A 23612-nucleotide genomic window follows, 5' to 3' on the forward strand; every position below is an offset into this window, starting at 1 on the left:
GGGAAGGGCGCCGCTCAGCCGATGCGTGCCGCCAGTTTTTGCACCCGCGCCAGCCAGCGCTCGCGCCGCGCCGTCGGGGCGTCCTTCACCGGCCCCAGCAGCAGCGTGCGCACCGGGCGGATGCCGCAGAATTCCAGCGTCGTGCGCCGCATCTGATGGACCGCCGGCATGCGGTAGATCCAGCGGAAGTACCACGGCGGCGTATCCATGCTCACCACCAGATCGGCGCTGCGGCCCTTCAACAACTGGTCGGGGAAGAGTGCGCCGTCGCGGTACTGGAAGGCGAAGCCGGGCAGGAACACGCGGTCGAGAAAGCCTTTCAGCGTGGCCGGCACGCCGCCCCACCACACGGGGAACACGAAGGCGAGGTGGTCGGCGCGGTGGATGGCCGCGCGGGCGTGTTCGAGGTCCGGCTCCAGCGGCTGGATGCGCCTGTAGCCCTCGTGCAGGATCGGGTCGAAATCGAGGTCGCCAAGGTTGAGCCGGCTCACTTCATGGCCGGCGGCGGTGGCGGCTTCGGCGTAGCTGGCGGCCAGGGCGCCGCACAAGCTGGCTGCCGAAGGATGGCCGAGGATGACCAGGACGCGTTTGCCCATGGTTGTGCTCCGTGCTGGAAAGAGGCCGGCAGGCTAAGGCTTGCCCCTGAGGGCAGAGTCAAGCCTCGGCGTCGGCCGGCAGCGCGACACCGGCCGCCGCACGGCCGGCGTGCGCGCAATGGGCCGCGGCGCCCGGGTCCGCGCCCAGGCAGGCGGCGATCTCCCTGTGCACCGCGTCCAGCCGGAGGTCGAGGTTGTGCAGGCGGGCGATATCCGCGGCGACGGCGGCGCGCTTCGCCTCGATCAGCCGGCACAGCGCGCTCCAGTCGGGCTCGGCGCCGGCGAGCAGCGGCTGCAGTTCGGCCAGGCGCATGCCCAGCGCCTGCGCCTGGCGGATCAGCTCCACGCGCGCCACGTCGGCTTCGGCATACACCCGGTAGCTGCCGCTGCGGCCGACGGCGCCGAGCAGGCCGAGCGTCTCGTAGTGGCGGATCGCCTTGGGCGAAGCGCCGGTGCGGCGCGCGATTTCTCCGATGTACATGGCTGTTCCCTGCGCGGCGCCTGCTGCGCCGCAATGTCGCGACGATCGCTTAGAATTCCGCCTTTCGTCCTGTCCGCATTCCGAGTCCCACGATGGCCGCCACCCCAGTCCGTACCCGTTTCGCGCCCAGCCCCACCGGCTACCTCCACATCGGCGGTGCCCGCACGGCGCTGTTCTCCTGGGCCTATGCCCGCCGCCACGGCGGCCGCTTCATCCTGCGCATCGAGGACACCGACGTGGCCCGCTCCACCCCGGAAGCGGTGCAGGCCATCCTGGATGGCATGAAGTGGCTCGGCCTGGAGCATGACGAGGGCCCGTTCTACCAGATGCAGCGCATGGATCGCTACAAGGAAGTGATCCAGCAGATGCTCGCCGCCGGCACCGCCTACTACTGCTACACCTCGAAGGAAGAACTCGACGCGCTGCGCGCCGAGCAGGAAGCGAAGAAGGAGAAGCCGCGCTACGACGGCCGCTGGCGCCCCGCGCCCGGCAAGACGCTACCGACGCCGCCGGCCGGCGTGCAGCCGGTGGTGCGCTTCTGCAACCCGATCACCGGCGCGGTGGCCTGGAACGACCTGGTGAAGGGCCGCATCGAGATCTCCAACACCGAACTCGACGACTTCATCATCGCGCGCGCCGACGGCACGCCCACCTACAACTTCTGCGTCGTCGTCGATGACTGGGACATGGGCATCACCCAGGTCATCCGCGGCGACGACCATGTGAACAACACCCCGCGCCAGATCAACGTGCTGCAGGCGCTCGGCGCCAGCGTGCCGCAGTACGCGCACCTGTCGATGATCCTGGGCGACGACGGCACCAAGCTCTCCAAGCGCCACGGCGCGGTGAGCGTGATGCAGTACGACGACGAAGGCTATCTGCCGGAGGCCGTCATCAACTACCTCGCGCGCCTGGGCTGGAGCCACGGCGACGACGAGATCTTCAGCCGCGAGCAGTTCGTCGAGTGGTTCGACCTCGACCACATCACGCCGTCGGCGGCGCAGTTCAACACCGAAAAGCTCAACTGGCTGAACGCCCACTACATCAAGCAGGCCGACAACGCCTACCTGGCGGCCGAAGTCGCCAACCGGCTTGCCCGCCGCGGGGTCGATCCTGAAGCCGGCCCGGCGCTGGAGCAGGTGGTGGCGCTGTACAAGGACCGCTCCGCCAACCTCAACGAACTCGCCGACGCGGCCGAGTTGTTCTGCGTGGATGTCCATCCCGCGCCGGAAGTGATCGCCCAGCACCTCACCGACACCGCCAGGGCGGCGCTCGCCAGCCTGCGCGCCCGCTTCGAGGCGGTGGCGTGGGACAAGGCCGCGCTCAACCAGGCGATCAAGGACACCATGGCCGAGCACGGCCTGAAGATGCCGCAGGTGGCGATTCCGCTGCGGGTGGCGCTGCTCGGCGTGCCGCAGACGCCGTCGATCGACGCGGTGGTGGAGGTGCTCGGCCGCGAGCGCGTGCTGGCGCGGCTGGCGCGACACCTCGGCTGAGGTCCGGCCTTCGCGCTGGTCGCAACGCGGCGCCCGCTCCCGCCAGGGGGGGCGCCGCGGCGTTTTCAGCGGACGAACTTTTCCGGGCGCAGCACGCCCACGTCGGCCACGTAGGTCACCATCGCGTAGTTGCGGAAGTAGGCGTCTTCCACGTGGCGGGTGATTGCCAGCGAGGTGTCGGCGTCGCACAGGATCTCCATGCGGATGCTGCTGTCCGCGTCCCACACGCCGCTGCGCATGCCGTGGCTGCCGCAGCCGCGCACGTCGCTGACGGTGTAGCCGTGCGCGCCGAGCGCCATCACATCCTTCGCCAGCGGGCCTTCCAGCGCCTCTTCGGCGATGATCACAACGAGTTTGCAGGGATGGGTGTTGGGCATGCTCAGCTCCCGTGGATGAAGCCCGCGATCCGTTCGTAGAGCGGAATCCCGAGCAGGATGTTGAAGGGGAAGGTGATCACCAGCGCCGCGGTGATCGACAGCCCCGGGTTGGCCTCCGGCACCGCGATCCGCATCGCCGCCGGTGCCGCGATGTAGGAGGCGCTGGCCGCCAGCGTGGCGAGCAGCAGCGTGCCGCCCAGCGACAGGCCGATCGCCACGCCGAGCACGCTGCCGAGCGTGGCGCCGATCACCGGCATCGCCAGCGCGAAGCCGACCAGGAAGGCGCCGCTGGTGCGCAGCGCGCCGGCCTGTCCGGCCGCGACCAGGCCCATCTCCAGCAGGAACAGGCACAGCACGCCCTTGAACAGCGTGAAGAAGAAGGGTTCGAGCGGCACCAGGCCCTTCGGCCCGGCCACCCAGCCGATGATCAGGCCGCCGGCGAGCAGCACCATGCTCTTGCCGAGGAAAATTTCGTGCAGCAGCGGCCCCCACCGCACCTTGCCGCCTTCGCCGCCGAGGCGGGCGAGCAGGATGCCGACCACGATGCCGGGCATCTCCAGCAGCACCAGGAACAGCGGCAGGTAGGCTTCGTAGGGGATGCTGCGCGCGGTGAGGTAATCCACCCCGACCGCGAACGTGACCACGCTGACCGAGCCGTAGTGGCCGGCGATCGCCGCGGCGTTGTAGCGATCGAAGCGGCCCAGCCGGCGCAGGATGGGGAAGGCCACCAGCGGAATCGCCGCACCCAGCGCCAGCACCGCCAGCGCCTGCGGCAGCACCTGCAGTGGGTCCTGCTTGGCGAGTTCCATGCCGCCCTTGAGGCCGATGGCGAGCAGCAGGTAGATGGAGAGGGCCTCGTACAGTTGACCGGGCAGTTTCAGGTCCGAGCGGGCGAGGCGGGCAACGAAGCCGAGCAGGAAGAAGAACGGGATGGCATCCATGAGGTGTCAGCAGCGGTAATGAATTCTAGGTGGTGGCCGGCCGTCAGTCCTCGCCGCGCAGCGATCGTGCGGGGCGCAGCAGGAAGCGGGCGGGATCGAGCGCGTCGACCAGATCGCGCTCCAGCGGCAGAGGTTCCCCGTCGAGCTGGCTGGCGAGCGTTTCGGCGGCCAGCGTCGCCCACACCAGGCCGCGCGCGCCGAAGCCGGACAGGGCGTAAAGGCCGGCGTGGCGGGGAATCTCGGCCAGCGCGCAGGGCGCGGCCACGGTGGTGAGCGCGGGCACCGCGCCCACCATCGGCAGGCGGTCGGGCGAGGCCGGGCGGAAGCCGACGCGGCCTTCCGCCGTTTGGGTGGCGAGCGCGGCGGTGTAGCCCGGCAGCATGGCTTCGAGCTTGCTCAGGTTTTCGTGGTGGTCGCGCGCGCGCAGCGTCGCGTCGTCGTCGCCGACGTCGAAGGTGGCGCCGGCGCAGCGCAGGCCATCTACCGCCGGGCTGACGTAGCCCATGCGGCACATCACCACCCGGGGCGGGCTGCCAGCGGCGGCCGGCAGCAGGCTTACCTGGCCGCGCGCGCTCACCACCGGCAAGGGCGCGGCAAGCGGAAAGCCGGTGATGCCGGTGCCCGCCGCGAGGATGGCGACCGGCGCTTCTGCAAGCAGTGCGCCCTGCGCATCGCGGGCCTGCCAGCGGGTGTCGGCGCGAGTCAGCGTCACGCGCGCGTTCCAGTGCGCGCGGATGCCTTCGCCACCGGCGGAGAGATTGGCGGCGCACAGGCTGGGCGGCTGCACCCAACCGCTGTCGCCAAACCACCATCCACCCAGCGGCACCGGCCAGCCGCCGATCTCGCTGGCTTCGGCGGCACTGACGAAACGCAGGTGGGCCGGCGGCAGCGCGAGGCGTTCGACCACCGCGCGCATCTTCGCCTCCTGCGCGGCGTCGCGCGCGAGGTGCAGCACGCCGCAGGCCTCGGCGCGCAGCGGCAGCCCGGCGGCCTGCAGGCGCTGGATGTGGCGCCAGCCGTAGAGCGTGCCGGCGCGTGTCAGCCGGCCCATGCGGTTGTCGTCCAGGCTGGGCAGCGGGCGCAGCACGCCGGCGTGATTGCCGGACGCGCCCTGGGCGGGGCCGCTGGCGGCGTCGAGCAGCTCCACCTGCCAGCCGCGCGCCGCGAGCCGTTCGGCGATCGAGGTGCCCGCGACACCGGCGCCGATCACCAGCGCGCGGCGCTCGGCCGCGGCTGGCGCCGGGCGGTGTTCGCGCCCGAGGTAACGTCCGCGCAGCATCTGCCGCTTGCCGCCGAAGCCGGGTGCCTTCTCCACTTCGAAGCCGGCGCGTCGCAGCCCTTCGCGCACCTCGCCGGCAACCGACCAGGTCGCGAGGGTCGCGTCCGCCGCGGCCAGCCGGGCAAGCAGGTGGAAGATGCGCGCAGACCACAAATCCGGATTCTTCGCCGGCGAGAAGCCGTCGAGCAGGAAGGCGTCGGCGCGCGCGTCGAGCTGCGCCAGCCCGTCGCGCGCATCGCCGAAGTAGAGTGTGAGGCAGACGCGGCCGCCATCGAGGTGCAGCCGATGCACGCCGGGCGCGAGGCAGGGCCAGTTGGCCTGCAGCTCGGCGGCGAGCGGCGCGAACTCCGGCCAGCGCGCGTGCAGCAGCGCGAGGTCTTCGACGCGGAAGGGATGCAGCTCGCACGAGACGAAGTGCAGCCGTTCGCTGCGCTGCGGGTCCTTACGCCACGCCGCCCAGCTGGCGAGGAAGTTGAGCCCGAGCCCGAAGCCGGTCTCGACGATGACGAAGCGCTCGCGGCCGCGCCAGCGTTCGGGCAGGCCGTTGCCGGCGAGAAAGACGTGGTGGGCCTGGCCGAGGCCGCCGTCGCTGGAGTGATAGACGTCGCCGTAGGCGGTGGAGTAGGGCGTGCCGTCTTCGGCGAAGCTGAGGCTGGCGGGTGTGATCGGCATGGCGCGGCACGGGCGCGCAACCTGGCCGGCAGGGCCGGGGGTGTGCGCGCGGACGGTCGGGGGGCGCCATGGTAGCGCGTCGGCCCGCCGCGCGGGTAGCCGGGGCGGGCCCCGGGTGCGGGAGGCCCGGCGGCGGCAGGGCGCCGCCGGGGAAATCAACGCCTTAGTTGCAGGACGCGACCTTGACGATGCGGTCCAGCGCGGTGGGTGCGGCGGGGGACTTCAGCGCGAACCAGTCGGTCAGCGCGTCCAGGTCCACATCACCGCCCAGCGGCTCGGTGCCGAGGTTGAACACGCTGAAGTTGTCGCCGCCGGTGGCGAGGAAGGAGTTCATCGTCACGCGGTAGCGGGCCGCCTTGTCGATCGCCACGCCGTTCAGCGTCACCGAGCCGTCGCAGACGTAGCGCCCGCCGAGCGGGCTGACGCTGGCGCTGAAGGTGTGACGGTAGTGGAAGCCGTCGGACACCTGCAGGATGCGGCCGCTGGCGGGCTGGCCGACCGCCCACTGCTGTTCGAGCAGGTCGTAGAGCTGCTGGCCGCTCAGTGTCTTCACCACCAGGCTGTTGCCGAAGGGCTGCACGGTGAAGGCTTCGCCGTAGGTCACCTGGCCGTCGCCTTCGCCGGCCGGGCTGCCGGGATAGGTGAAGTCGGCGCGGATGCCGCCCGGGTTCATGAAGGCGACCACGGCGCCGCCCTTTTGCACCGGCGCGGTGGCCAGCAACTGGCCGTCGGCGATCAGGTCGCCGAGCACCGATTCACCCGCGGCGTTGATGCTGCGGCTGAGGGTGGCGGTGATGTTGCCGATGACGCGGTTGGCGATCGGGCCGGTGAGCGCGTTGTAGTTGGCGACGATGCCGGCGATGGCCGCGTCCGGCACGATCGGCTCGACGGCGCCGAGCACATTGTTGCGGTCGACCACCAGGTTCTGCGCGCTGGCGGCGATGACGTCACGGCGCTTGGTGTCGAGCACCAGGTCGATGCGGGTGACCAGGCGGCCGTAGTTGCCCGCGCTGGTGACCGGGATCGCGCGCCCGGCGCGGTTGGGCAGCGTGCAGTTGTAGGCGGCATGCGTGTGGCCGGATACCACCAGGTCCACCGCGTCGTCGAGGCGTTTGACGATGTCGGTGATCGGGCCGGAAATGCCGCTGCAGCCGTTGATGCTGCCGGGGGCGTAGCCGCCTTCATGCACCAGCACCACCACCGCGTTGACGCCTTCGTCCTTCAGCTTGCCGATCAGCGCGTTCACCGTGTCGGCTTCATCGCCGAAGCGCAGGCCGACGATGCCGCCCGGGGTGACGATGGAGGGCGTGCCCTTCAGCGTCATGCCGATGAAGGCGACGCGGATGCCCTTGTACTCCTTGATGCCGTAGGCGGGGAAGACGGTGTCGCCGGTGGCGCTATCGACCACGTTGGCAGCGAGGAAGTCGAACGTCGCGCCCTCGAACGGGTAGGGCGTGCCGACCGCGTTGCCTTGGCAGGAGTTGGCGTCGGTGGGGTGGCAGCCGCCGCGCTTCATGCGCAGCAGCTCGTCCTTGCCTTCGTCGAACTCGTGGTTGCCGACCGCGTTGAAGTCGAGGCCGAGGCGGTTCATGGTCTCGATCGTCGGCTCGTCGTGGAACAGCGCGGAGTTGAGCGGGCTGGCGCCGATCAGGTCGCCGGCCGACACCATCACGCTGTTGGGCGCGCCGTCGCGCAGTTGCTTGACCAGCCCGGCAAGGTAGTCGACGCCGCCGGCGCGCACCCCGGAAAAGCCGTCCGCCGCGCTCGACTGGGTGAGCGTGCTGCCGTCGATGTTGCCGTGGAAGTCGTTGAACGCGATCACGCGCAGCTTCAGCGTTTTGCCGACGTGGGAGCGCGCCGCGGCGCTGACGAGTTCGCCGTATTCGCGGCCGTTGATCAGCCCCTGGTCGCGCCAGTCGCGGGCAAGCGCGCCGAAGGCGGCGACGAATTCGCCGTGGCTGCCGTAGTTGGCGCCTTCGGCGTCGGTGTCGATGATCAGATCGTTGAAGCAGGCCGCGCCGACGGCGCGGTTGGCGACCTGGGTGAGCACACGGCCGTTGGCTTCGCCGAAGCCGACCGTGCCGGTGCATTGCGCGGCGAGCAGCGGTTGCGCGCAGGCGAAGCCGACCAGCAGGGCGAGGGTCTTGAGCGGGAAACGCATGGTTCTCTCCATGGGGAACAGCGGGAAGCCCGCCGCCGCGAACGGGCGGCGGGTAGGGGGCCCGGCTTACTGCGCCGCCGAGTGCGGCACCGTCACCGTGGTGGTGGCGGTGCGCGTGTTGCCGGCGTAGTCGCGCGCCTCGTAGGTCAGTGTGTAAATGCGCCCGCTGCCGTGGCCGGCGCGTTCGGCGCGCAGGCGGAAGCGGTACGGGTCGAGGACCACGATGTCGTTGGCGGTGTCGCCGTCGCCCGTGCCCTGGTCCGGCTCGCTGGAGCGGACCGACAGCAGCTTCACCTGCGGGGCGGGGTCGCGATTATCGGAGACCGTGGCGCTGACCTTCACGTCCACATAGCCGTGGTTGGCCGGCCACAGCACCGATGGCGTTGCCGACAGCTGCAGCAGCGGCGGCTGGCCATCGAGATCGAGGCCGATCACCACCGGATCGTGGTCGGAGGCGCGATAGGGATCGGCGGCGTAGTAGCCGGCAATCTGGGCGGCGCTCTTGTAGTCGGTGTTGTAGTCGAGCACCGAGGGTTCGTCGGCATTGATGTGCCACTCGGCCACGCCGCTCACCTGGCGGGCCAGCGACGGCGAGGCGAGCGCGTGGTCGAGGTAGCCCCACTGGCCGTCGAACACGTAGCTGTAGGCGCCGCGGCCAACGTCGCGGCCGACGAGGTCGGTGTAGCCGGCTTCGGTCAGCGCGGTCACCGGGTCTTCCTGTGCGTAGGCGTTGAGGTCGCCGATGATCAGCACGTCGCCGTCGCCCGCCGCGGTCGGGTCCGTCGCCAGCCAGGCCGCCAGCTCGCGCGCGGCGGTGCTGCGGGTGCGGTTGCAGTCACCCTGGCCGTCGCCCAGGTCGGGGTCGGACGGCACCGGCGCGATGTTGCCGGCGCACGACGAACTCTTGGACTTGAGGTGGTTCACCACCACGGTGAAGCGCGCGCCGTCGGCCGTGCGGAAGCTCTGCGCCAGCGCCGGCCGGTTGCGGCCGAGGGTGCCTTCGCTGACCGTGGTGTAGAGGCCGAAGGCGCCCCGGTCCAGCACCGCGGTGCCGAGCCGCGTGACCCTGGCCGGGCGGTAGATCAGGCCGGTCTTGATCGCGTCGGTGCCGAGCGCGTTCGCCTTGCCGGCGGCGGCATCGGCGTCGAGGTAGGCATAGGCGCCGGGGCCGGCGACCGCGTTGAGGCGGCCGACGAGGTCGGCGAGTGCGCTGTCGGCGCCGTAGCCGTCGTTCTCCACTTCCATCAGGCCGATCACGTCGGCGTCGAGCGCGAGGATGGCCGCCACCGTTTTCGCCGCCTGGCGCTCGAATTCGGCGCCGTCGTCGGCGCCACGGCAGTCGGTGGGCGCGCCGCCGAGGCCGTAGCGGCAGTTGTCCACCGTGTCCGGGCGGCCGTCGAAGGTGTTGAAGTAGTTGAGCAGGTTGATGCTGGCGACTTTCAGCGTGCCGCCCACCGCCGGTGCCGCGGTGGGGCGGGGGTTGGCGGCGCTGAAGCGGGCGTTGCCACCGAGCGCGTTGGCCGGGCGCACGCGCCAGGCGTTGCCGCTGGCGCTGTTCCCCGCCCAGCCCCAGGTCAGCACGCCGACGATGTCGCTCGCGCTGTCGCCGCCGCGCAGCGTGTTGGCGGCCGACAGCGGCGCCTCGTCACGGGCGAAGCGGATCGGGTCCGGGTTCTGGTCGTTGTCGGCGTCGTCGATGATGATGCGGTTGAGGTCGTTCTGCGCCTGGACCCCCAGCGCCGCGGCGCCGGGGGCCGCCACCGCGGTGGGCTGCGGCAGACGCTCGCCGCTCGACACCACCACCTGGCCGAAGCGGCCAAGCTGGTAGTGCTCGGTGACGTAGAGCGTTTGCGGCAGGCGCACCAGCATGCCTTCGTAGCGTTCCAGCGCGTTCGCGTCGGCGAGCGGCAGGTAGATGTCGGTCGGTGCGACGGTGCCGGTGCCGCAGCGGGTGATCGCGGTGGCGGAGAGCTGGGTCTGGCCCTGGTATTCGCTGGCGGTGCCGCTGACCAGCACGAGGTCGCCGAGGGCGACGTGGTCGCGCCCGGCGTTGTAGACGAAGAGGCCGTCCGAGGTCTCGGGGTCACCGTCACCGACCGGGTCCTGAATGTAGAAGCCGCGCATCTGGCCGCTGCCGCCGGGCAGCTCGTAGTCGCCGACGACCACGCCGCGGGTCACCACGGCGCCGGTGATCGCCGCATTGCTGCCGCGGCCCTGGATCTGTCCGATCGGGGTATGCGCGCCACCGCATTGCGCGCCGTCGCTGCCGCCGCCGGTGCCGCCGTCGCCTCCGCCGTCGCTACCGCTGGCGAGGTGGCTGCCGAGGCCGTCGAAGCTGTTGGTGGCGTAGCCGTCCCATTCCACCGCGGGGTCGAAGGCGTCGTCCGCGACGGTGTCGCCGCGCGCCACGCCGGCCTTGCGGCGCAGGGTGTTGTCGGCGGTGCTGGCGAGACCGCTGCCCCACTCGGTGCCCGGGTCCATGCCGATCTGTCCGATCACGTCGATCAGCGCGCCGGTGGTGCCGCCCTTGCGCAGCACCACGGCGTCGTCGCCGTTGTACCAGGCGCTGGCATTGATCTGGTCGGCCACCGCCAGCACGGCCGAATCGGCCGCGGCCTGGGCCAGCACGAAGACATCGCCGGCCGCGATCACGCCGGTCAGCGGAATGCTGAGGCCGGCCGTGGTGCTGCCGTTGAAGTACATCTGCACCACATAGCCGCCGGCGGCGAGGTCGATCGGCGCGCCGGTGCCGTTATGGATTTCGAGCGCCTTGTTGTTGGCGCTGCCCTCGATGTATTCGGAGAAGAACAGCTCGGTGGGGGCGGCGGTGGCGAGCGACGCGGCGCCAAGGCCGGCAATCAGTACCGCGAGTGCGATCGGGCGGGGCAGCAGGGGCATCTTGCATATTCCTCGGGAATGAAGTCCGCGAGCGTAGAGATGCACTGTTGCGCCCTCTTGAAGCGGTGCTTAGGCCGTTCGGCGGTGCCGCCGGCGCTGGATCGGAGGTGGGGGGCCGCTTCGCGCGGGTGCGGTTGCGGCACTTCGTCTGCAGACGGCGGTCTACGTCAAGCCGGACACCCCGTGTTTCGACAGGGACGCGCGCCTTGCGCGAGGGCGCGGTACCCCAGGGTGCAGGCGGGGTGTCCGGCCCCCCAACGCCGTTCGGCGCGGGCTCCATGGCAATACAGGAGGCGGCCATGACACTCCACGATCTGCCCAAGATGCTCTATTCGTATTCCGAAGGCTGGCCCGAGCTGGCGCGCGTCCATCCCTCGGTGACCCGCTTGTTCACGGTTTATGTGATGCCGATGTCGCTGATTCCGCCGGCAATGTTCGTGTATTCGCTGGCGGTGACACCGGGCGCGGTGTTCCCGCAGATGGTGCCGCAGATCACCCCCGCCGAGGCGCTCGCGGTGGTCGTCGCCTTCTATCTGGCGGAACTCGCGATGGTGCCGTTGATGGCCTCGATCATCCAGCAGATGGGCGAGGTGGTCGATGTGAAGCCCGCCTATCACGAGGCGTTCATGCTCGCCGCGGTGGCCCCGACGCCCCTGTGGTTGTCGGCGCTGGCGCTGTTCGTGCCGTCGCTCTGGTTCGTGGTGGCGGTGGTGGCTGCGGCCTGGGTCTGCTCCGCGGCGCTCATCTACCACGGCGTGCCGCCCCTGTTCCGGGTGGCCGACTTCGGCAAGGCCCGGTTGATGTCGGGCTTCGTGCTGATGGCGGGCGTGATCGCCTGGGTGGCGCTGATGGTGGTGCTGGCGCTGATGCTGAGCATGATCATCGGTCTGCGTTAGGCGCGTGTGCGTCAGCTAACCCGGGAATTCCAGGTCCTCGGCCCGGCGTGGGCGGCCGAGCAGGTAGCCCTGCGCCTTGTTGACCTTCAGGTCGCGTAGCACCTGCAGTTCTTCGGGGCGCTCCACGCCTTCGGCCACCACCTTGCTGCCGGTTTCCTCGGCGAAGCGCACCACCGCGGCTGCCAGCGCGCGCATGCCCTGGTCCTTGTCTATGGTGGCAACCAGGCTGGCGTCGAGCTTGATGATGTCGGGCGCCAGCTTGAGGATGTGGCGGAAGCTGGCGTAGCCCGCGCCCGCATCGTCCACCGCCACGCGCAGGCCGCGTTGGCGCAGTGGGGCGAGTGCGGCCACGAGTGCGGCGTAGTCGTCGATCGACTCGTGCTCGGTGAGTTCCAGCACCAGCCGGTCTAGCGGGTATCCGGCCAGCACCGCGGGCAACCCGCCCTTCAGGATGGTCTCGGGCGAGATGTTGAGCGACAGGTAGGTGGGAGCCGGGAAGCGGTGCAGGTTCTCCAGCGCCTTGCGGATCGCCGCGAGTTCCAGTTCCTCCTGCAGGCCAACCTCGGCCGCTTCGTGGAACCATTTGTCGGGCGAGCGCAGCGGTTCGGCGGTGAAGCGGGCGAGGGCCTCGTGACCGACCAGCCGGCTCTCGCCGACGTGAATGATCGGCTGATACGCGATATGAAAATCCTCCTGCGCGATCGCGTGCTGCACGCGCTGGTAAGCGGCTTTGAGGTTTTTCCGCTGGCGGAAGGCCTGGGCGACCGTGCCGCCGACGAATTCCGCGAACAGGCGGACGACGGCGAGGTCGCGATCGTCGAGTGACAGGTCGGCGGTGCGGCTGAAGCAGCAGAAGGTGCCGAACACCTCGCCATCGAGCAGTTGGATCGGCACGCTGATGTGCGCGCCCACCGGCAGCAGCCGCGTGACCGGCAGCGACAGGGCCTCGGCGTTCTGCAGGGCGTCGGGGATGAGCTGGGGCAGGCGGCCATCGACCACGCGCAGGCAGTAGCTTTCGTCCAGCGGGTTGGAGCCGCCGACCTGGATCGGAGAGAACGCGGCGTCCGAATCCACGTAGCGGAAGAAGCGCCGGCCGTGGCGGAATTCGGAGATGAACGCCACCTCCATGCCGAGATGGCGGCGCAGGGCGCCCAGCGCGTCCTGCACCAGATGGGAAAAGGAATGGCCGTTCTTGGGCGCCTGACTGGGTCGCATTCGAATCACCTGCGAAGGAAGGCGGATCGGTTCGTGCCGATCGTACTACCAAAACCTTCTCCGCATACCCAGATCGGGTGGCGCAGGCGTGCGATCGGTGCCGGCGGACGGTCCGTTACGCGCGGCCGGGTAGCGGCCCGAACAAAAAAGCCCGCGCTGGCGGGAGCCAGGCGGGCTTGCGAGGCGGCGGGGGCGACCGGCGCGCGCTGCGCTTATTCCGGGCGCATCTGCGGGAACAGGATCACGTCGCGGATCGAGGCGCTGTCGGTCAGCAGCATCACCAGGCGGTCGATGCCGATGCCGCAGCCGCCGGTGGGCGGCAGGCCGAATTCGAGCGCGCGGATGTAGTCGGCGTCGTAGTACATCGCTTCTTCGTCGCCGGCTTCCTTGGCCTGCGCCTGGGCGAGGAAGCGCGCGGCCTGGTCTTCGGGGTCGTTGAGCTCGGAGAAGCCGTTGGCGATCTCGCGGCCGACGATGAAGAGTTCGAAGCGTTCGGTGATTTCCGGGTTGCTGTCGGAGGCGCGGGCGAGCGGCGAGACTTCAACCGGGTAGTCGATGATGAAGGTCGGTTCCCACAGCTCGGCTTCGGCGCAGGCTTCGAAGAGCTGCAACTGCAGGCTGCCGAGGCCGCCGGGCTTCACTTTCTCGCCGAAGGCCTGGATCTTTTCCTTGACCCATTCCGCGTCGGCCAGTTGGGCTTCGGAGAAGCCCGGGTGGTACTTGCGGATGGCCTGCACGATGGTGAGGCGGTGGAAGGGCTTGGAGAGATCGAGTTCGCGGCCCTGGTAGACGAAGCTTTCGGCGCCGAGCGCTTCGCGTGCGGCCTGGCGGATGAGGCCTTCGGTGAAGTTCATCAGGCTGCGGTAGTCCGCGTAGGCCTCGTAGAACTCCATCATCGTGAATTCGGGGTTGTGGCGCGGCGAGAGGCCTTCGTTGCGGAAGTTGCGGTTCACCTCGAACACCTTCTCCAGCCCGCCGACCACCAGGCGCTTGAGGTACAGCTCCGGCGCGATGCGCAGGAAGAGTTCCATGTCGAGCGCGTTGTGGTGGGTGACGAAGGGCTTGGCCGCGGCGCCGCCGGGGATGGGGTGCATCATCGGCGTTTCGACTTCGAGGAAGCCGTGGTTGATCATGTAGTTGCGGATCGACTGCACCATGCGGCTGCGGGCCACGAAGGTGAAGCGGGTCTGCTCGCTCATGATCAGGTCGAGGTAGCGCTGGCGGTACTTCTGCTCGACGTCGGTGAGGCCGTGGAACTTGTCCGGCAGCGGGCGCAGGCTCTTGGTGAGCAGGCGGATTTCGCTCGCCTTGACCGTGAGTTCGCCGGTCTTGGTCTTGAACAGCGTGCCGACGCAGCCGACGATGTCGCCGATGTCCCAGTGCTTGAAGTCGGCATAGACGTCTTCGCCGACGCCGTCGCGCTGCACGTACAGCTGGATGCGGCCGGAGAGGTCCTGGATGGTGATGAAGCTGGCCTTGCCCATCACGCGCTTCAGCATTACGCGGCCGGCTACGCGGACTTCCACCGGGCTGGCTTCCAGCGCTTCCGGCTCTTTGTCGCCATACACCTCGTCGAGCTTGCCGGCGGTGTTCTCGCGCGAGAAGTCGTTGGGGAAGGCCCGGCCTGCCTGGCGCCATTGGGCGAGTTTTTCGCGGCGCTCCGCGATGATGTGGTTTTCGTCCTGGGCGGCAGGGGTGGCGTTATGGTCGGACATGATTCATCGGCACTGTGATCAAGGCCGCAATTGTCGCAGGCGCGCCACCGTCGAGCAAATCGGCGTTGCATGAAATCACGCGTAAATCCGCCATTTTTGCGGTTTTGGCGTGATTGTTGCTCTGACATGACGATCCGAATCCGCCGCTGGAGCCCCGATGCCACCCTTACCGCAGCACGCCGCGCTTGCCGCATGGGCCGCCGACCACCTGCTCGACCCGGTCGATGTCGATTGCACGACCACCGTGATGCTCAAGATCCTCGATGGCAAGTGCAAGATGGGGCCGCATGACAAGGACGTGATTCCGGTGCTGTACGACGCGATCCGGCATCGCCCCGGTCGACTGCTGGACGATGCGATGCACGCGTTGATCGCCCGTGCGCGCAGCGGTGAGCGCGAGGCGCTGGTGGCCGAAATCTACGAGCACCGCGTGCTCGCCGAGACCGCGATCTCGCGCCCGGTCATGAAGGCCTACAAGGCGCGGCTGCGCGCCGCCGGCGTGCTGGGCGGGGCAGGGGCGGCCGACGGCGATTGAGGGGGCGGGTCAGCCCGCTGGGTCGGCCAGCAGATGCTCGTACAGGCGCAGGTCGGCCGGCGAGAAACAGCAGAACAGCACCTGCTCGAACGGATGCTCGCCCGATAGCGCGTAGCGCACGGTGCCCACCGCCACCTGCGCGGCCAGCTCAGGCGGATAGCCATACACCCCGGTGCTGATGCACGGAAACGCGATCGAGCGCACGCCGTGTTCGGCCGCCACCTCCAGGCAGCGCCAGTAGCAACTGGCCAGCACCTCGGCTTCGCCGCGCGTGCCGCCGTGCCAGATCGGGCCGACGGTGTGGACCACGTAGCGCGCCTTCAGCAGGAAGCCGGGCGTGATCTTCGCGTCGCCGGGTTCGCAGCCGCCGAGCTTGCGGCAGGCTTCGAGCAGTTCGAAACCGGCCGCACGGTGGATCGCGCCGTCCACGCCGCCACCGCCGAGCAGCGAGCGGTTGGCCGCGTTGACGATCGCGTCGACCGGCAGCGTGGTGATGTCGGCGCGCAGGGTGTCGATATGCACGGGCATGACAGTTGGAGCGGGCGGAAACGGCGGGGTTCAGGTGTCGGGGAGTGGCGTGATTGTAGGGCGATCGCCGCCCGCGCATGCAAGCGGGATGGCGACGGCGCGGTAACCGTTCGCTTCAGCCGCCGGGCGGGCGTTGCAGCCGGGTGCCGGCGGCGAGCAGGCGGGCGAATTCCGCCGCGGGCAGCGGACGGCTGAACAGGAAGCCCTGCATCTCGTCGCAGCCGTGGCGGCGCAGGAAGTCGAGCTGGGCCTCGTTCTCCACGCCTTCGGCGATCACCGTCTGATTGAGGCTGTGCGCGAGCGACACGATCATCAGCGCGATCGCCGCGTCTTCAGCCGAAGTGGCGAGATCGGTGACGAAGCAGCGGTCGATCTTGATGCTGTCGATCGGGAAGCGCTTCAGGTAGTTGAGGCTGCAGTAGCCGGTGCCGAAGTCGTCGAGCGAAATGCGCACGCCGATGTTCTTGAGTTCGCGCAGCGTGAAGATGGTGCGCTCGGGCTCCCACATCACCGCGCTCTCGGTTACCTCCACATGCAGTTGCCCGGGCGGCAGCCGGTGCGCCGCCAGCGCGCGGGCCAGCACGTGGGTGAGCTGTTCGTGCTGGAACTGGCGGGCGGAGACGTTCACCGCGACGCTGATCTGCGGCAGCCCGGCGTCCAGCCACCCGCGCAACTGGCGGCAGGCGTGGTCCACCACCCATTCGCCGATCGGCACGATCAGGCCGGTTTCCTCCGCCAGCGGGATGAAGTCGGCGGGCGACACCATGCCCAGCTGCGGATGACGCCAGCGGATCAGCGCTTCCGCACCGATCACGCGGCCATCGCGGAGCGACACCTTGGGCTGGTAATGGAGTTCGAGTTCGTCGTTCTCCAGTGCGCGGCGCAGGCTGTTCTCCAGCTCCAGCCGCTCCAGGATGCGCTCGTTCATCTCCGGCGCGTAGAACTGGAAGCGGTTGCGGCCGAGTTCCTTGGCGCGGTACATCGCCACGTCGGCGTGCTTGAGCAGCGTGGCGGCGGCCTCGCCGTCGCGCGGGTAGAGCGACACGCCGATGCTGCCGGTGACGACGATCTCGCGGCCGTTCAACAACATCGGCACCGCGAGCGATTCCAGCACCTTGGCGGCGAGCGCGGCGGCGTCGTCCTCGGCGCTCATGTCGCTCATCACCACCATGAACTCGTCGCCCCCCAGCCGCGCCACGGTGTCGCCGCGACGCACGCTGGTGCTGAGCCTGCGCGCGGTTTCCTGCAGCAGCGCGTCGCCGGCGGCGTGGCCCAGGCTGTCGTTGATCAGCTTGAAGCGGTCGAGATCGAGCAGCATCACCGCCACCGCGTGGCCGTCGCGCGCGGCGCGGATGATCGCGCGCTGCATGCGGTCGTTGAGCAGGTTGCGGTTGGCCAGCCCGGTCAGCGCGTCGTGCGTGGCCTGCTGTTCCAGCTCGGCTTCATAGCGCACGCGCTCGGTCACGTCGTTGAAGATGGCGATGAAGTGGCTGACCTCGCCCTGCGCATCGCGGATGGATGCGAGTGAAATCTCGTTCCACAGCAGTTGGCCGTCCTTGTGGTAGGTGCGCAGCGTCACCCGTGCGTCGCGGCCTTCCCGCACCGCTTCGCGCAGGCGTTCCACCCCGGGCTGGTCCCAGTCGTTGTCGACCAGGAAGCGCGCGTTGCGTCCCAGCACCTCGTCGGCGCTGTAGCCGGTGGTGACGGTGAAGGCCGGATTGACGTAGATGATCGGGTTGTCCGCCGCGTGGTCCGCGTGGCTGATGACGATTGCGTTGGTGCTTTCCTCGATCGCGCGGTTGCGCAGTTCCAGCGTGGCCGCCAGTTGCTGCTGCTCCACGCGGGCGCGCAGCGTGCGGACGCCGAAGGCGATGTCGTCGGCGAGTTCGGCCAGCAGTTCGACTTCGTCGGCGTCGAAGGCCTGCGGGTCGAAGGAGACGAGGCACAGCACGCCGTAGGTCTCGCCGTCGCTGCGCAGCGGCAGCGCGGCCGCGGCCTTGAAGCCGCGTTCGGCCGCGATCCGGCGCCAGCGCTGCAACTGCGGATGACGGTGGATGTCGTGCACCACCTGCGGCGTGCCCGAGCGGACCGCGAGGCCCGCCGGCCCCCGGCCGTGTTCGTTGTCGCCCCAGGAAAAGCGCGAGGCCTTCAGGATGCCGAGATCGTCGCCGGCGCTGGCCACGGTTTCCAGCGTCCGCGCCTCGTCGTGGCGCGCCAGGCAGACCCAGGCCGCGCCGTGGCCGCCCAGCTCCACGAGGAACCGGCACACGTCGGCCAGCAGCGTGGTTTCATCCACGGCGCGCACCAGCGTGCGGTTGCATTCGGCCATCACCTTGCGGGCGCGCAGCACGCGTCGCAGTTGCTGCTCGGCCTGCTCACGGGTGCGGATTTCGGCGGCGAGGTCGGCCGCGCGGCGCTCCAGCTGGGCGTAGAGGTTGCGGTTCTCGTAGATGCGGCCCGCCTGCGCCGCGTGCGCGCGCGAGATCCATTCGTCTTCCTCGGTGAATTCGGCCGCGCCGACCTTGTCGAGCAGGCAGACCCAGCCGAACACCGCCGCCGCGGACGCGATCGGGGCCGCGACACCGCAATGGACCTGCGGAAAGCCCCGCGGCAGGCCGATGTCTTCGGGAGCGCCCTGCGGGTTGCGGAAGCGCACCGGGCGGCGCTCCGCCATCACGCGCGCCAGGACGCCGCCGGCCGCGATCGGTCCGCCCAGATGGCGGGCCTCCTCGGTGTTCAGGCCGTAGCCCCAGAGTCCCACCGTCTGATCGCTGCCTCCGGCATGGATGCACAGCAGCGCATAGCGCGCGCCGGTCAGTTCGCGTGCGCCCTGGCACACCTTGTCCAGCAGGGCGTGCATGTCGCGTTCGGCCGAGAGCTGCAGGTTGAGTTCGGTCAGCGCTGCCAGCCGCTGGTTGGCGCGCTCCAGTTCCTCGGCCTTGGCCGCGAGCTTGTCGGTGAGCACGCGCCGATGCTCGCGGTCGAAATCCTCCGCCGGCGCCGGCACCGGCCGTGGCGCCTGCGCCAGCGCGCGCTCGATTTCCTCGAGGATGTCTTCCGGGATGCTCGGTTTGACGAGGATGCGGCCGACCCCCAGGGTGCGCGCCAGGTTGCGCGCTTCGGGTTCGTGGTAGTTGGCGGTGTAGAACATCACCTCGGTGGCGGCGAGGTCGGGGTCGGCGCGCAGCTGGCGCACGAACTCGTAGCCGTCCATCGTCGGCATCAGGATGTCGCAGATCACCAGGTCGGGGTGGTGCTCGCGCACCAGCGCCAGCGCATCGGCGCCATCGCTGGCCTCCAGCGCTTCGTGGCCGGCATAGCCGGCGAGCGTCACGATGAGTTCGCGGTTGCTGGCGTGGTCGTCGACGACGAGGATGCGGGCCATGGACTCAGCCTCGTTCGCCGTCCCGGCGCGACGCGGGCAGCCAGGCTTCGACCTGGGCGACGAAGGTTTCCGGAACGAGCGGCTTGGACATGTAGCTGTCGAAACCCGCCTGCATGACCTTGACGCGATCGCCGGGCATCGAGAACGCCGTCAGCGCGATCACCGGCACCGCGCGCAGGGCGGGGTCGCCCCGCAGCCGCGCGAGCAGCTGGTAGCCGTCCATGCGCGGCATCTGCAGGTCGCTGATGATCAGGTCCGGTACGGCGCGCTGCGCTTCTTCCAGCGCTGCCAGACCGTCGGCCGTGGTGATGACCTCGTGCCCTGCACGGCTTAGCAGGTAGCGCACCAGTTCCAGGTTGGCGAGGTTGTCTTCGGCGACGAGGATGCGCGCGCCCATCATGGCTGCTCCGGCAAGATCAGCGAGAACACGCTGCCCTCGCCATAGGTGCTGTGCATTGCGATCTGGCCGCCGAGCTGCGCGGCGAGCTTGAGGCAAAGGTGCAGGCCCAGCCCCGTCCCTTCCTGCGCCGGCCCCGCTGCCGGGGTGATGCGGGCGAAGGGCGCGAAGAGCCGCGTCTGGTCGTCTGGCTGGATGCCGATGCCGCTGTCGGCGACCTGCAACTCGACCGCTGGCCGACCGTCCGCTTCGATACGGGCAAGCGCAAGCTCGATGCGGCCGTGCTCCGTGAACTTGATCGCGTTCTGCAGCAGGTTGATGACAATCTGACTGAATGCGCGCTGGTCGGTTTCGACCACGCAAGAACCACCGGGCAGCTTCAGCTCGAGCCGCAGGCCCTTGGCCTCGGCCTGCGGGCGCAGGACAACGGCCAGTTCCTCGAGGGTGGCGCAGAGGTCCACCGGCTCGAACACGGGCTCGAACTTGCCGGCCTCGATGCGGGCGACGTCGAGCAGGTCGTTGATCAGCGACAGCAGGTGGCTGGCGCTGCGCTGCACGGTGCGCAGCTGCTTTTCCTGATCTTCGTTGAGCGGACCCGGCAGCTTCATCAGCAGCGTGCCGGTAAAGCCGATGATGGCGTTCAGCGGGGTGCGCAGCTCATGGCTCATGCTGGCGAGGAAGTGGTCCTTGGCGGCATTGGCCTGGGCCAGTTCCACGTTCTTTTCCTGCAGCGCGCGTTCGAAGCGCTTGCGCTCGGTGATGTCGCGGATCGCGCTCGACACCAGCGTGCCTTCTTCGGTTTCGAGCGGACTGAGGCTGATCTCCACCGGGAACTCCTCGCCGTTGCGGCGGCGTCCGAACAGTTCCAGCCCGACGCCCATCGGCCGCACCCGCGGGTCGGTGAAGAAGCTGTTGCGGTGGCCGGGGTGCTGGGCGCGAAAGCGTTCTGGCATCAGCATCTCGATCTGCTGGTCGATCAGCTCGCTGCGCGCATAGCCGAACAGGCGCTCCGCCTGCGAATTGACCAGCACGATGCGTCCGTCGCGGTTGACGATGACGATCGCATCCGGCGCCGATTCGAGCAGGCCGCGGAACTTCTCCTCGGCCTTCTTGCGGCCGGCGATGTCGCGGATGGCGCTCAGCACCATCGTGCCTTCGTCGGTATGCAGCGGACTGAGGCTGATTTCGAGCGGAAACTCGCTGCCATCGTGGCGCAGGCCGAAGAGTTCCAGCCCCATGCCCATGGTCCGCGTGCGCGGCTGGCCGAAGTAGTGGCTGCGGTGGCCCACGTGCGCGGTGCGCAGCCGCGCCGGCAGCAGCGCCTCGATCGGCTGACCGCGCAGTTCGCCCGCGCCATAGCCGAACATCGCGTCAGCCTGCTGATTGGAAAAGACGATGCGGCCGAGCGCGTTCACCATCACGATGCCGTCGGGCATCGATTCCAGCAGGTCGCGGTAGCGCGTCTCGACCAGCCGCGCTTCGCGCGCCACCTTGAGCTGGGTGACGTCCTTCATGCTCGTCAGCACATACGGGAGGCCGTCGGCATGAACCCGCCTCATCGACAGCGCCACATGCACCAGCGAGCCGTCCTTGCGCTGGCGCACCGACTCGTGCGTTGCGTTGCCGAGCGCGGGCAGATCGTCGAGCAGCGCCTGTTCCGCCGCGCGTCGGTCCGGCGGCACGGTCAGGTCGATCAGGAGCTGGCCATCGGCCTCCGCCGCGTTGTAGCCGAACAGGCGTACTGCGCCGCCGTTCCAGTGGCGCACTGCGCCGTCGGCGTCGAGCACGATGCAGGCGTCGGGCGATTCGTCCTGCATCAGTCTGCATACATCTACCGTCATGCCTGCTCCGTTCCGGTCCGTCTTCCATGGGGCCGGCGGCGGCCGGTGCGCCGGCGGAAGGCGGCATTCGACGAAAAAACAGCGGCTGCGATGGTCCGCTGCCGGTGCGGGCACCCGTGGCGCCGCACGGCAGGGTGAAAGCGATGCTGCAGGATGGGCGCTGCAGCGCGTCGTCAGGGGGCTCGCATCCGGCCGGATGCGAGCCCCTGTTACAACGCACTATTGATAACAGAGTGGCTTCGATTAGCCAACTGATTTTGTCGGGTATTTCCGTGGTGCCGACAGGGTCTATCGGCGCGATGCGCTATACCACGCGGGTGCCGCGCTTCCACGCCAGCTTGCGGCCGAAGCGGTAGTTGTCGCCCTCGACGTTGACGATCAGGGTTTCGTGCGGGAAGCGCACCGACTGGCGGATCTGCTCCATCACTTCCTGCGCGCGCCGCTTGCTGTGCAGCCGGTACCAGGGCGTGACCCGGTAGCCGAGCACGAAGCACGGCTTGTCCGCGAGGTGGTGTACCCGTTTGCGCACCAGGTAGGCCTTGCGCAGGCCGGGGATGGCGGCGAGCGCGGCGGCCAGCGGCGCCACTTCATCCGCGGGCAGGCCGTGGGCGTCGAGCTTGTCGCTCAGCTTCAGTTCGTCGCGTTCGCGGGCGGCGGCCTGTTCGAGCTGCACGCGTTCCATCAGGCGCTGGTGCCAGGCATGGGCCTCGTCGCTGTGGCCCTGGCGCCAGTGGTAGTCGCGCAGCAACTCGCTGCCGCTGGCGATGGCGCCGTCGTCGAGCTGCATCGCGCGTTCGACCAGCGCGCAGCCTTCGGCGTCGTCGCGGTCAAGCAGGCGGGCGCCGAGGGTGAGGTTGATCACGCTGTCGTCGGGCGCGCGGCGATGGAGTTCGCGGTACTGCTCGAACGCCGCCTCGGCCGCGCCGCCGACGCTTTCGGTGAGGCGGGCGCGGTCGTAGGCGTCCTGCAGAGCGAGTTCCTCGCCCTGCGCCGCCCGCGCGTCGAGTTCGGCAAGTTGGCGGCGGCCTTCGCTCACCTCCTGGTAGCGTTCGGTCCACGACGGCTGGATGTGCGCGAGCCAGCGCTGGTCGAAGCCCTCGGTGATCGTGGCGAGCGCGGTGCCGAGCAGGCGGTCGGCGCTGTCGCCGGCGGCGGGGATGGCGAGGCGCGGGGCTTCACCGATGGCGGCGAGGCGGTCTTGCAGCGCCGGGTGGGTGTCGGCGACATCGGTGCGGCGCGCCAGCGCCTGCTCCAGCCAGCCGCGCGCGGAATCCTCGTCCACCTCGCTCGCGACGCCCTGCGCCATGCCGACGAAGGGGGCGAAGGCGGGCGCCGGGTGCTCGTCGGCCTGGCGGTGGATCTGCGGCCAGTAGCGCTCGGCGAGGTAGCTGCCGACCACGTTGACGCCGGTCAGCGCCTCGGCCGCGGCGCGTGCGGAGGTGAGTCGCACCGAGGTGGCGTCGGCCTCGTATTCGTTGGCGCGCGCCAGCGGGAAGGAATAGGCGTTGAAGTAGGGCGCGAAGCGGTCGATGAAAGGCTTGAACAGGAAGCTGCCCTTGCTGTCGTTCGCCTCCAGTGCCTGCAGCAGGCGCGACCAGCGCAGGCGCTGGCGGTAGATCCAGTTGGACAGCCGGCCGTGGCCGCGGGCGAGGTGGCCGAACTCGTGGGCGAGCACCGCGCGGAACTGCTCGACGCTGAGCGACTTCATCAGCGGCAGGCCGATCAGCAGGTAGTTGCGCGGCCAGCCGAAGATGCCCAGGCGCGGCGTCTGCACCACGCCGGCGTTGAAGTCGTCGGTGACCAGCGCATGGTGGAAGCGCGGCGCGCCGAGTTCGCGGCGCAGCGCGTCCACCATCGCGAACAGCTCCGGCGCCTGGCGCGCGTCGATCTCCACGCCGGTGGGCGGGTCGATCTTCACCCACATCGCCTTCAGCACCATCCACAGGAAAACGCCGAAGATCAGGATCAGCTTCAGCGCCAGCGCCTTCAGCACCCCCACCGAGGCGACCAGCGCCAGCAGCACGACCACCAGCACCAACAGCACCGCCGCCAGGTAGGCGTTGCCGAACAGTGCCAGCATCAGCACCTTGAACTGGTAGCCGCGCGGGTTGGCCTGGGCCTGCTGTTCCAGCCTGCCAACCAGGGCTTCGAACTGATCGTGGGTCATCGCTTCGTCTCGCCGGGTGGGTGTGAAAACGC

The 23612-nt window shown here is 69.5% G+C and carries 17 protein-coding genes; 3 read left to right on the top strand and 14 right to left on the bottom strand.

Annotated features, from left to right (window positions below):
• Nucleotides 1-14: 14 nt before the first annotated feature.
• Together dqs_RS07860 and dqs_RS07865 are read right to left on the bottom strand one after the other, a co-directional pair.
• Nucleotides 15-596 (bottom strand): NAD(P)H-dependent oxidoreductase, encoded by a 582-nt coding sequence (locus dqs_RS07860; protein WP_065340123.1) that lies wholly within the window; start codon nt 594-596, stop codon nt 15-17.
• Between the two features lie 58 nt (nt 597-654).
• Entirely contained in the window at nt 655-1077 is a 423-nt protein-coding gene (locus dqs_RS07865) for a MerR family transcriptional regulator (protein WP_065340124.1), read from the bottom strand.
• Between the two features lie 92 nt (nt 1078-1169).
• Here dqs_RS07865 and gltX point away from each other — a divergent pair, with 92 nt between their 5' ends.
• Entirely contained in the window at nt 1170-2573 is a 1404-nt protein-coding gene (gene gltX / locus dqs_RS07870; protein ID WP_065340125.1) for a glutamate--tRNA ligase, read from the top strand.
• Between the two features lie 65 nt (nt 2574-2638).
• Here gltX and dqs_RS07875 read toward each other — a convergent pair whose 3' ends face one another.
• From dqs_RS07875 to dqs_RS07895, 5 genes are all read right to left on the bottom strand, one after another.
• Complete coding sequence (locus tag dqs_RS07875) at nt 2639-2950, bottom strand: P-II family nitrogen regulator (RefSeq protein WP_011765213.1); 312 nt, start codon at nt 2948-2950, stop codon at nt 2639-2641.
• Between the two features lie 2 nt (nt 2951-2952).
• Entirely contained in the window at nt 2953-3891 is a 939-nt protein-coding gene (locus tag dqs_RS07880) for a sodium-dependent bicarbonate transport family permease (protein ID WP_011765214.1), read from the bottom strand.
• Between the two features lie 43 nt (nt 3892-3934).
• On the bottom strand, nt 3935-5842 hold the full coding sequence (mnmC, locus tag dqs_RS07885; RefSeq protein WP_065340126.1) for a bifunctional tRNA (5-methylaminomethyl-2-thiouridine)(34)-methyltransferase MnmC2/FAD-dependent 5-carboxymethylaminomethyl-2-thiouridine(34) oxidoreductase MnmC1: 1908 nt from the start codon (nt 5840-5842) through the stop codon (nt 3935-3937).
• Between the two features lie 163 nt (nt 5843-6005).
• Nucleotides 6006-8003: a bifunctional metallophosphatase/5'-nucleotidase gene (locus tag dqs_RS07890; RefSeq protein WP_065340127.1), complete on the bottom strand. Its 1998-nt coding sequence runs from the start codon at nt 8001-8003 to the stop codon at nt 6006-6008.
• 66 nt (nt 8004-8069) lie between these two features.
• Entirely contained in the window at nt 8070-10901 is a 2832-nt protein-coding gene (locus dqs_RS07895) for an ExeM/NucH family extracellular endonuclease (RefSeq protein WP_065340128.1), read from the bottom strand.
• A 299-nt stretch (nt 10902-11200) separates the two neighbouring features.
• Between dqs_RS07895 and dqs_RS07900 the strand changes: the two genes are divergently transcribed.
• A complete protein-coding gene (locus dqs_RS07900) occupies nt 11201-11797 on the top strand; it encodes a Yip1 family protein (protein WP_041642430.1) in 597 nt (198 codons plus the stop codon).
• Between the two features lie 15 nt (nt 11798-11812).
• On the opposite strand, the gene dqs_RS07905 is transcribed toward dqs_RS07900, so the two are convergent.
• A complete protein-coding gene (locus dqs_RS07905) occupies nt 11813-13012 on the bottom strand; it encodes a sensor domain-containing phosphodiesterase (protein ID WP_011765219.1) in 1200 nt (399 codons plus the stop codon).
• Nucleotides 13013-13224: 212 nt separating this feature from the next.
• On the bottom strand, nt 13225-14727 hold the full coding sequence (gene lysS, locus dqs_RS07910; RefSeq protein WP_011765220.1) for a lysine--tRNA ligase: 1503 nt from the start codon (nt 14725-14727) through the stop codon (nt 13225-13227).
• A gap of 157 nt (nt 14728-14884) precedes the next feature.
• Between lysS and dqs_RS07915 the strand changes: the two genes are divergently transcribed.
• Nucleotides 14885-15262 carry a hypothetical protein gene (locus dqs_RS07915; protein ID WP_065340129.1) on the top strand — a complete coding sequence of 126 codons (378 nt, stop codon included), beginning with the start codon at nt 14885-14887 and terminating at the stop codon, nt 15260-15262.
• A gap of 9 nt (nt 15263-15271) precedes the next feature.
• Here the strand turns inward: dqs_RS07915 and dqs_RS07920 are convergent, their stop codons facing one another.
• From dqs_RS07920 to dqs_RS07940, 5 genes are all read right to left on the bottom strand, one after another.
• Nucleotides 15272-15790 (bottom strand): O-acetyl-ADP-ribose deacetylase, encoded by a 519-nt coding sequence (locus dqs_RS07920; protein WP_011765222.1) that lies wholly within the window; start codon nt 15788-15790, stop codon nt 15272-15274.
• Nucleotides 15791-15905: 115 nt separating this feature from the next.
• Nucleotides 15906-19175, bottom strand: coding sequence for an EAL domain-containing protein (locus tag dqs_RS07925; protein WP_065340130.1), 3270 nt, complete (start codon nt 19173-19175; stop codon nt 15906-15908).
• 4 nt (nt 19176-19179) lie between these two features.
• Nucleotides 19180-19575 carry a response regulator gene (locus tag dqs_RS07930; protein WP_011765224.1) on the bottom strand — a complete coding sequence of 132 codons (396 nt, stop codon included), beginning with the start codon at nt 19573-19575 and terminating at the stop codon, nt 19180-19182.
• Nucleotides 19572-21413, bottom strand: a complete 1842-nt coding sequence (locus dqs_RS07935; RefSeq protein WP_065340131.1) for a PAS domain S-box protein — start codon at nt 21411-21413, stop codon at nt 19572-19574. The genes dqs_RS07930 and dqs_RS07935 overlap by 4 nt, the downstream gene beginning before the upstream one ends.
• Nucleotides 21414-21717: 304 nt before the next feature.
• The gene (locus tag dqs_RS07940) at nt 21718-23580 is read right to left on the bottom strand and encodes a M48 family metallopeptidase (protein ID WP_065340132.1); all 1863 of its coding nucleotides are present in this window, start codon (nt 23578-23580) and stop codon (nt 21718-21720) included.
• Between the last annotated feature and the right edge of the window lie 32 nt (nt 23581-23612).

The sequence above is a fragment of the Azoarcus olearius genome (assembly GCF_001682385.1).
Classification (GTDB): Bacteria; Pseudomonadota; Gammaproteobacteria; order Burkholderiales; family Rhodocyclaceae; genus Azoarcus; species Azoarcus olearius.

Bases quoted from the DNA above. Each gene is read 5' to 3' on its own strand.
- dqs_RS07865 (WP_065340124.1), bottom strand. From the start codon at position 1,077: ATGTACATCGGAGAAATCGCGCGCCGCACCGGCGCTTCGCCCAAGGCG.
- dqs_RS07940 (WP_065340132.1), bottom strand. From the start codon at position 23,580: ATGACCCACGATCAGTTCGAAGCCCTGGTTGGCAGGCTGGAACAGCAG.
- dqs_RS07860 (WP_065340123.1), bottom strand. From the start codon at position 596: ATGGGCAAACGCGTCCTGGTCATCCTCGGCCATCCTTCGGCAGCCAGC.
- dqs_RS07925 (WP_065340130.1), bottom strand. From the start codon at position 19,175: ATGGCCCGCATCCTCGTCGTCGACGACCACGCCAGCAACCGCGAACTC.
- mnmC (WP_065340126.1), bottom strand. From the start codon at position 5,842: ATGCCGATCACACCCGCCAGCCTCAGCTTCGCCGAAGACGGCACGCCC.
- gltX (WP_065340125.1), top strand. From the start codon at position 1,170: ATGGCCGCCACCCCAGTCCGTACCCGTTTCGCGCCCAGCCCCACCGGC.
- dqs_RS07875 (WP_011765213.1), bottom strand. From the start codon at position 2,950: ATGCCCAACACCCATCCCTGCAAACTCGTTGTGATCATCGCCGAAGAG.
- dqs_RS07905 (WP_011765219.1), bottom strand. From the start codon at position 13,012: ATGCGACCCAGTCAGGCGCCCAAGAACGGCCATTCCTTTTCCCATCTG.
- dqs_RS07890 (WP_065340127.1), bottom strand. From the start codon at position 8,003: ATGCGTTTCCCGCTCAAGACCCTCGCCCTGCTGGTCGGCTTCGCCTGC.
- dqs_RS07920 (WP_011765222.1), bottom strand. From the start codon at position 15,790: ATGCCCGTGCATATCGACACCCTGCGCGCCGACATCACCACGCTGCCG.
- dqs_RS07900 (WP_041642430.1), top strand. From the start codon at position 11,201: ATGACACTCCACGATCTGCCCAAGATGCTCTATTCGTATTCCGAAGGC.
- lysS (WP_011765220.1), bottom strand. From the start codon at position 14,727: ATGTCCGACCATAACGCCACCCCTGCCGCCCAGGACGAAAACCACATC.
- dqs_RS07930 (WP_011765224.1), bottom strand. From the start codon at position 19,575: ATGATGGGCGCGCGCATCCTCGTCGCCGAAGACAACCTCGCCAACCTG.
- dqs_RS07915 (WP_065340129.1), top strand. From the start codon at position 14,885: ATGCCACCCTTACCGCAGCACGCCGCGCTTGCCGCATGGGCCGCCGAC.
- dqs_RS07935 (WP_065340131.1), bottom strand. From the start codon at position 21,413: ATGACGGTAGATGTATGCAGACTGATGCAGGACGAATCGCCCGACGCC.
- dqs_RS07895 (WP_065340128.1), bottom strand. From the start codon at position 10,901: ATGCCCCTGCTGCCCCGCCCGATCGCACTCGCGGTACTGATTGCCGGC.
- dqs_RS07880 (WP_011765214.1), bottom strand. From the start codon at position 3,891: ATGGATGCCATCCCGTTCTTCTTCCTGCTCGGCTTCGTTGCCCGCCTC.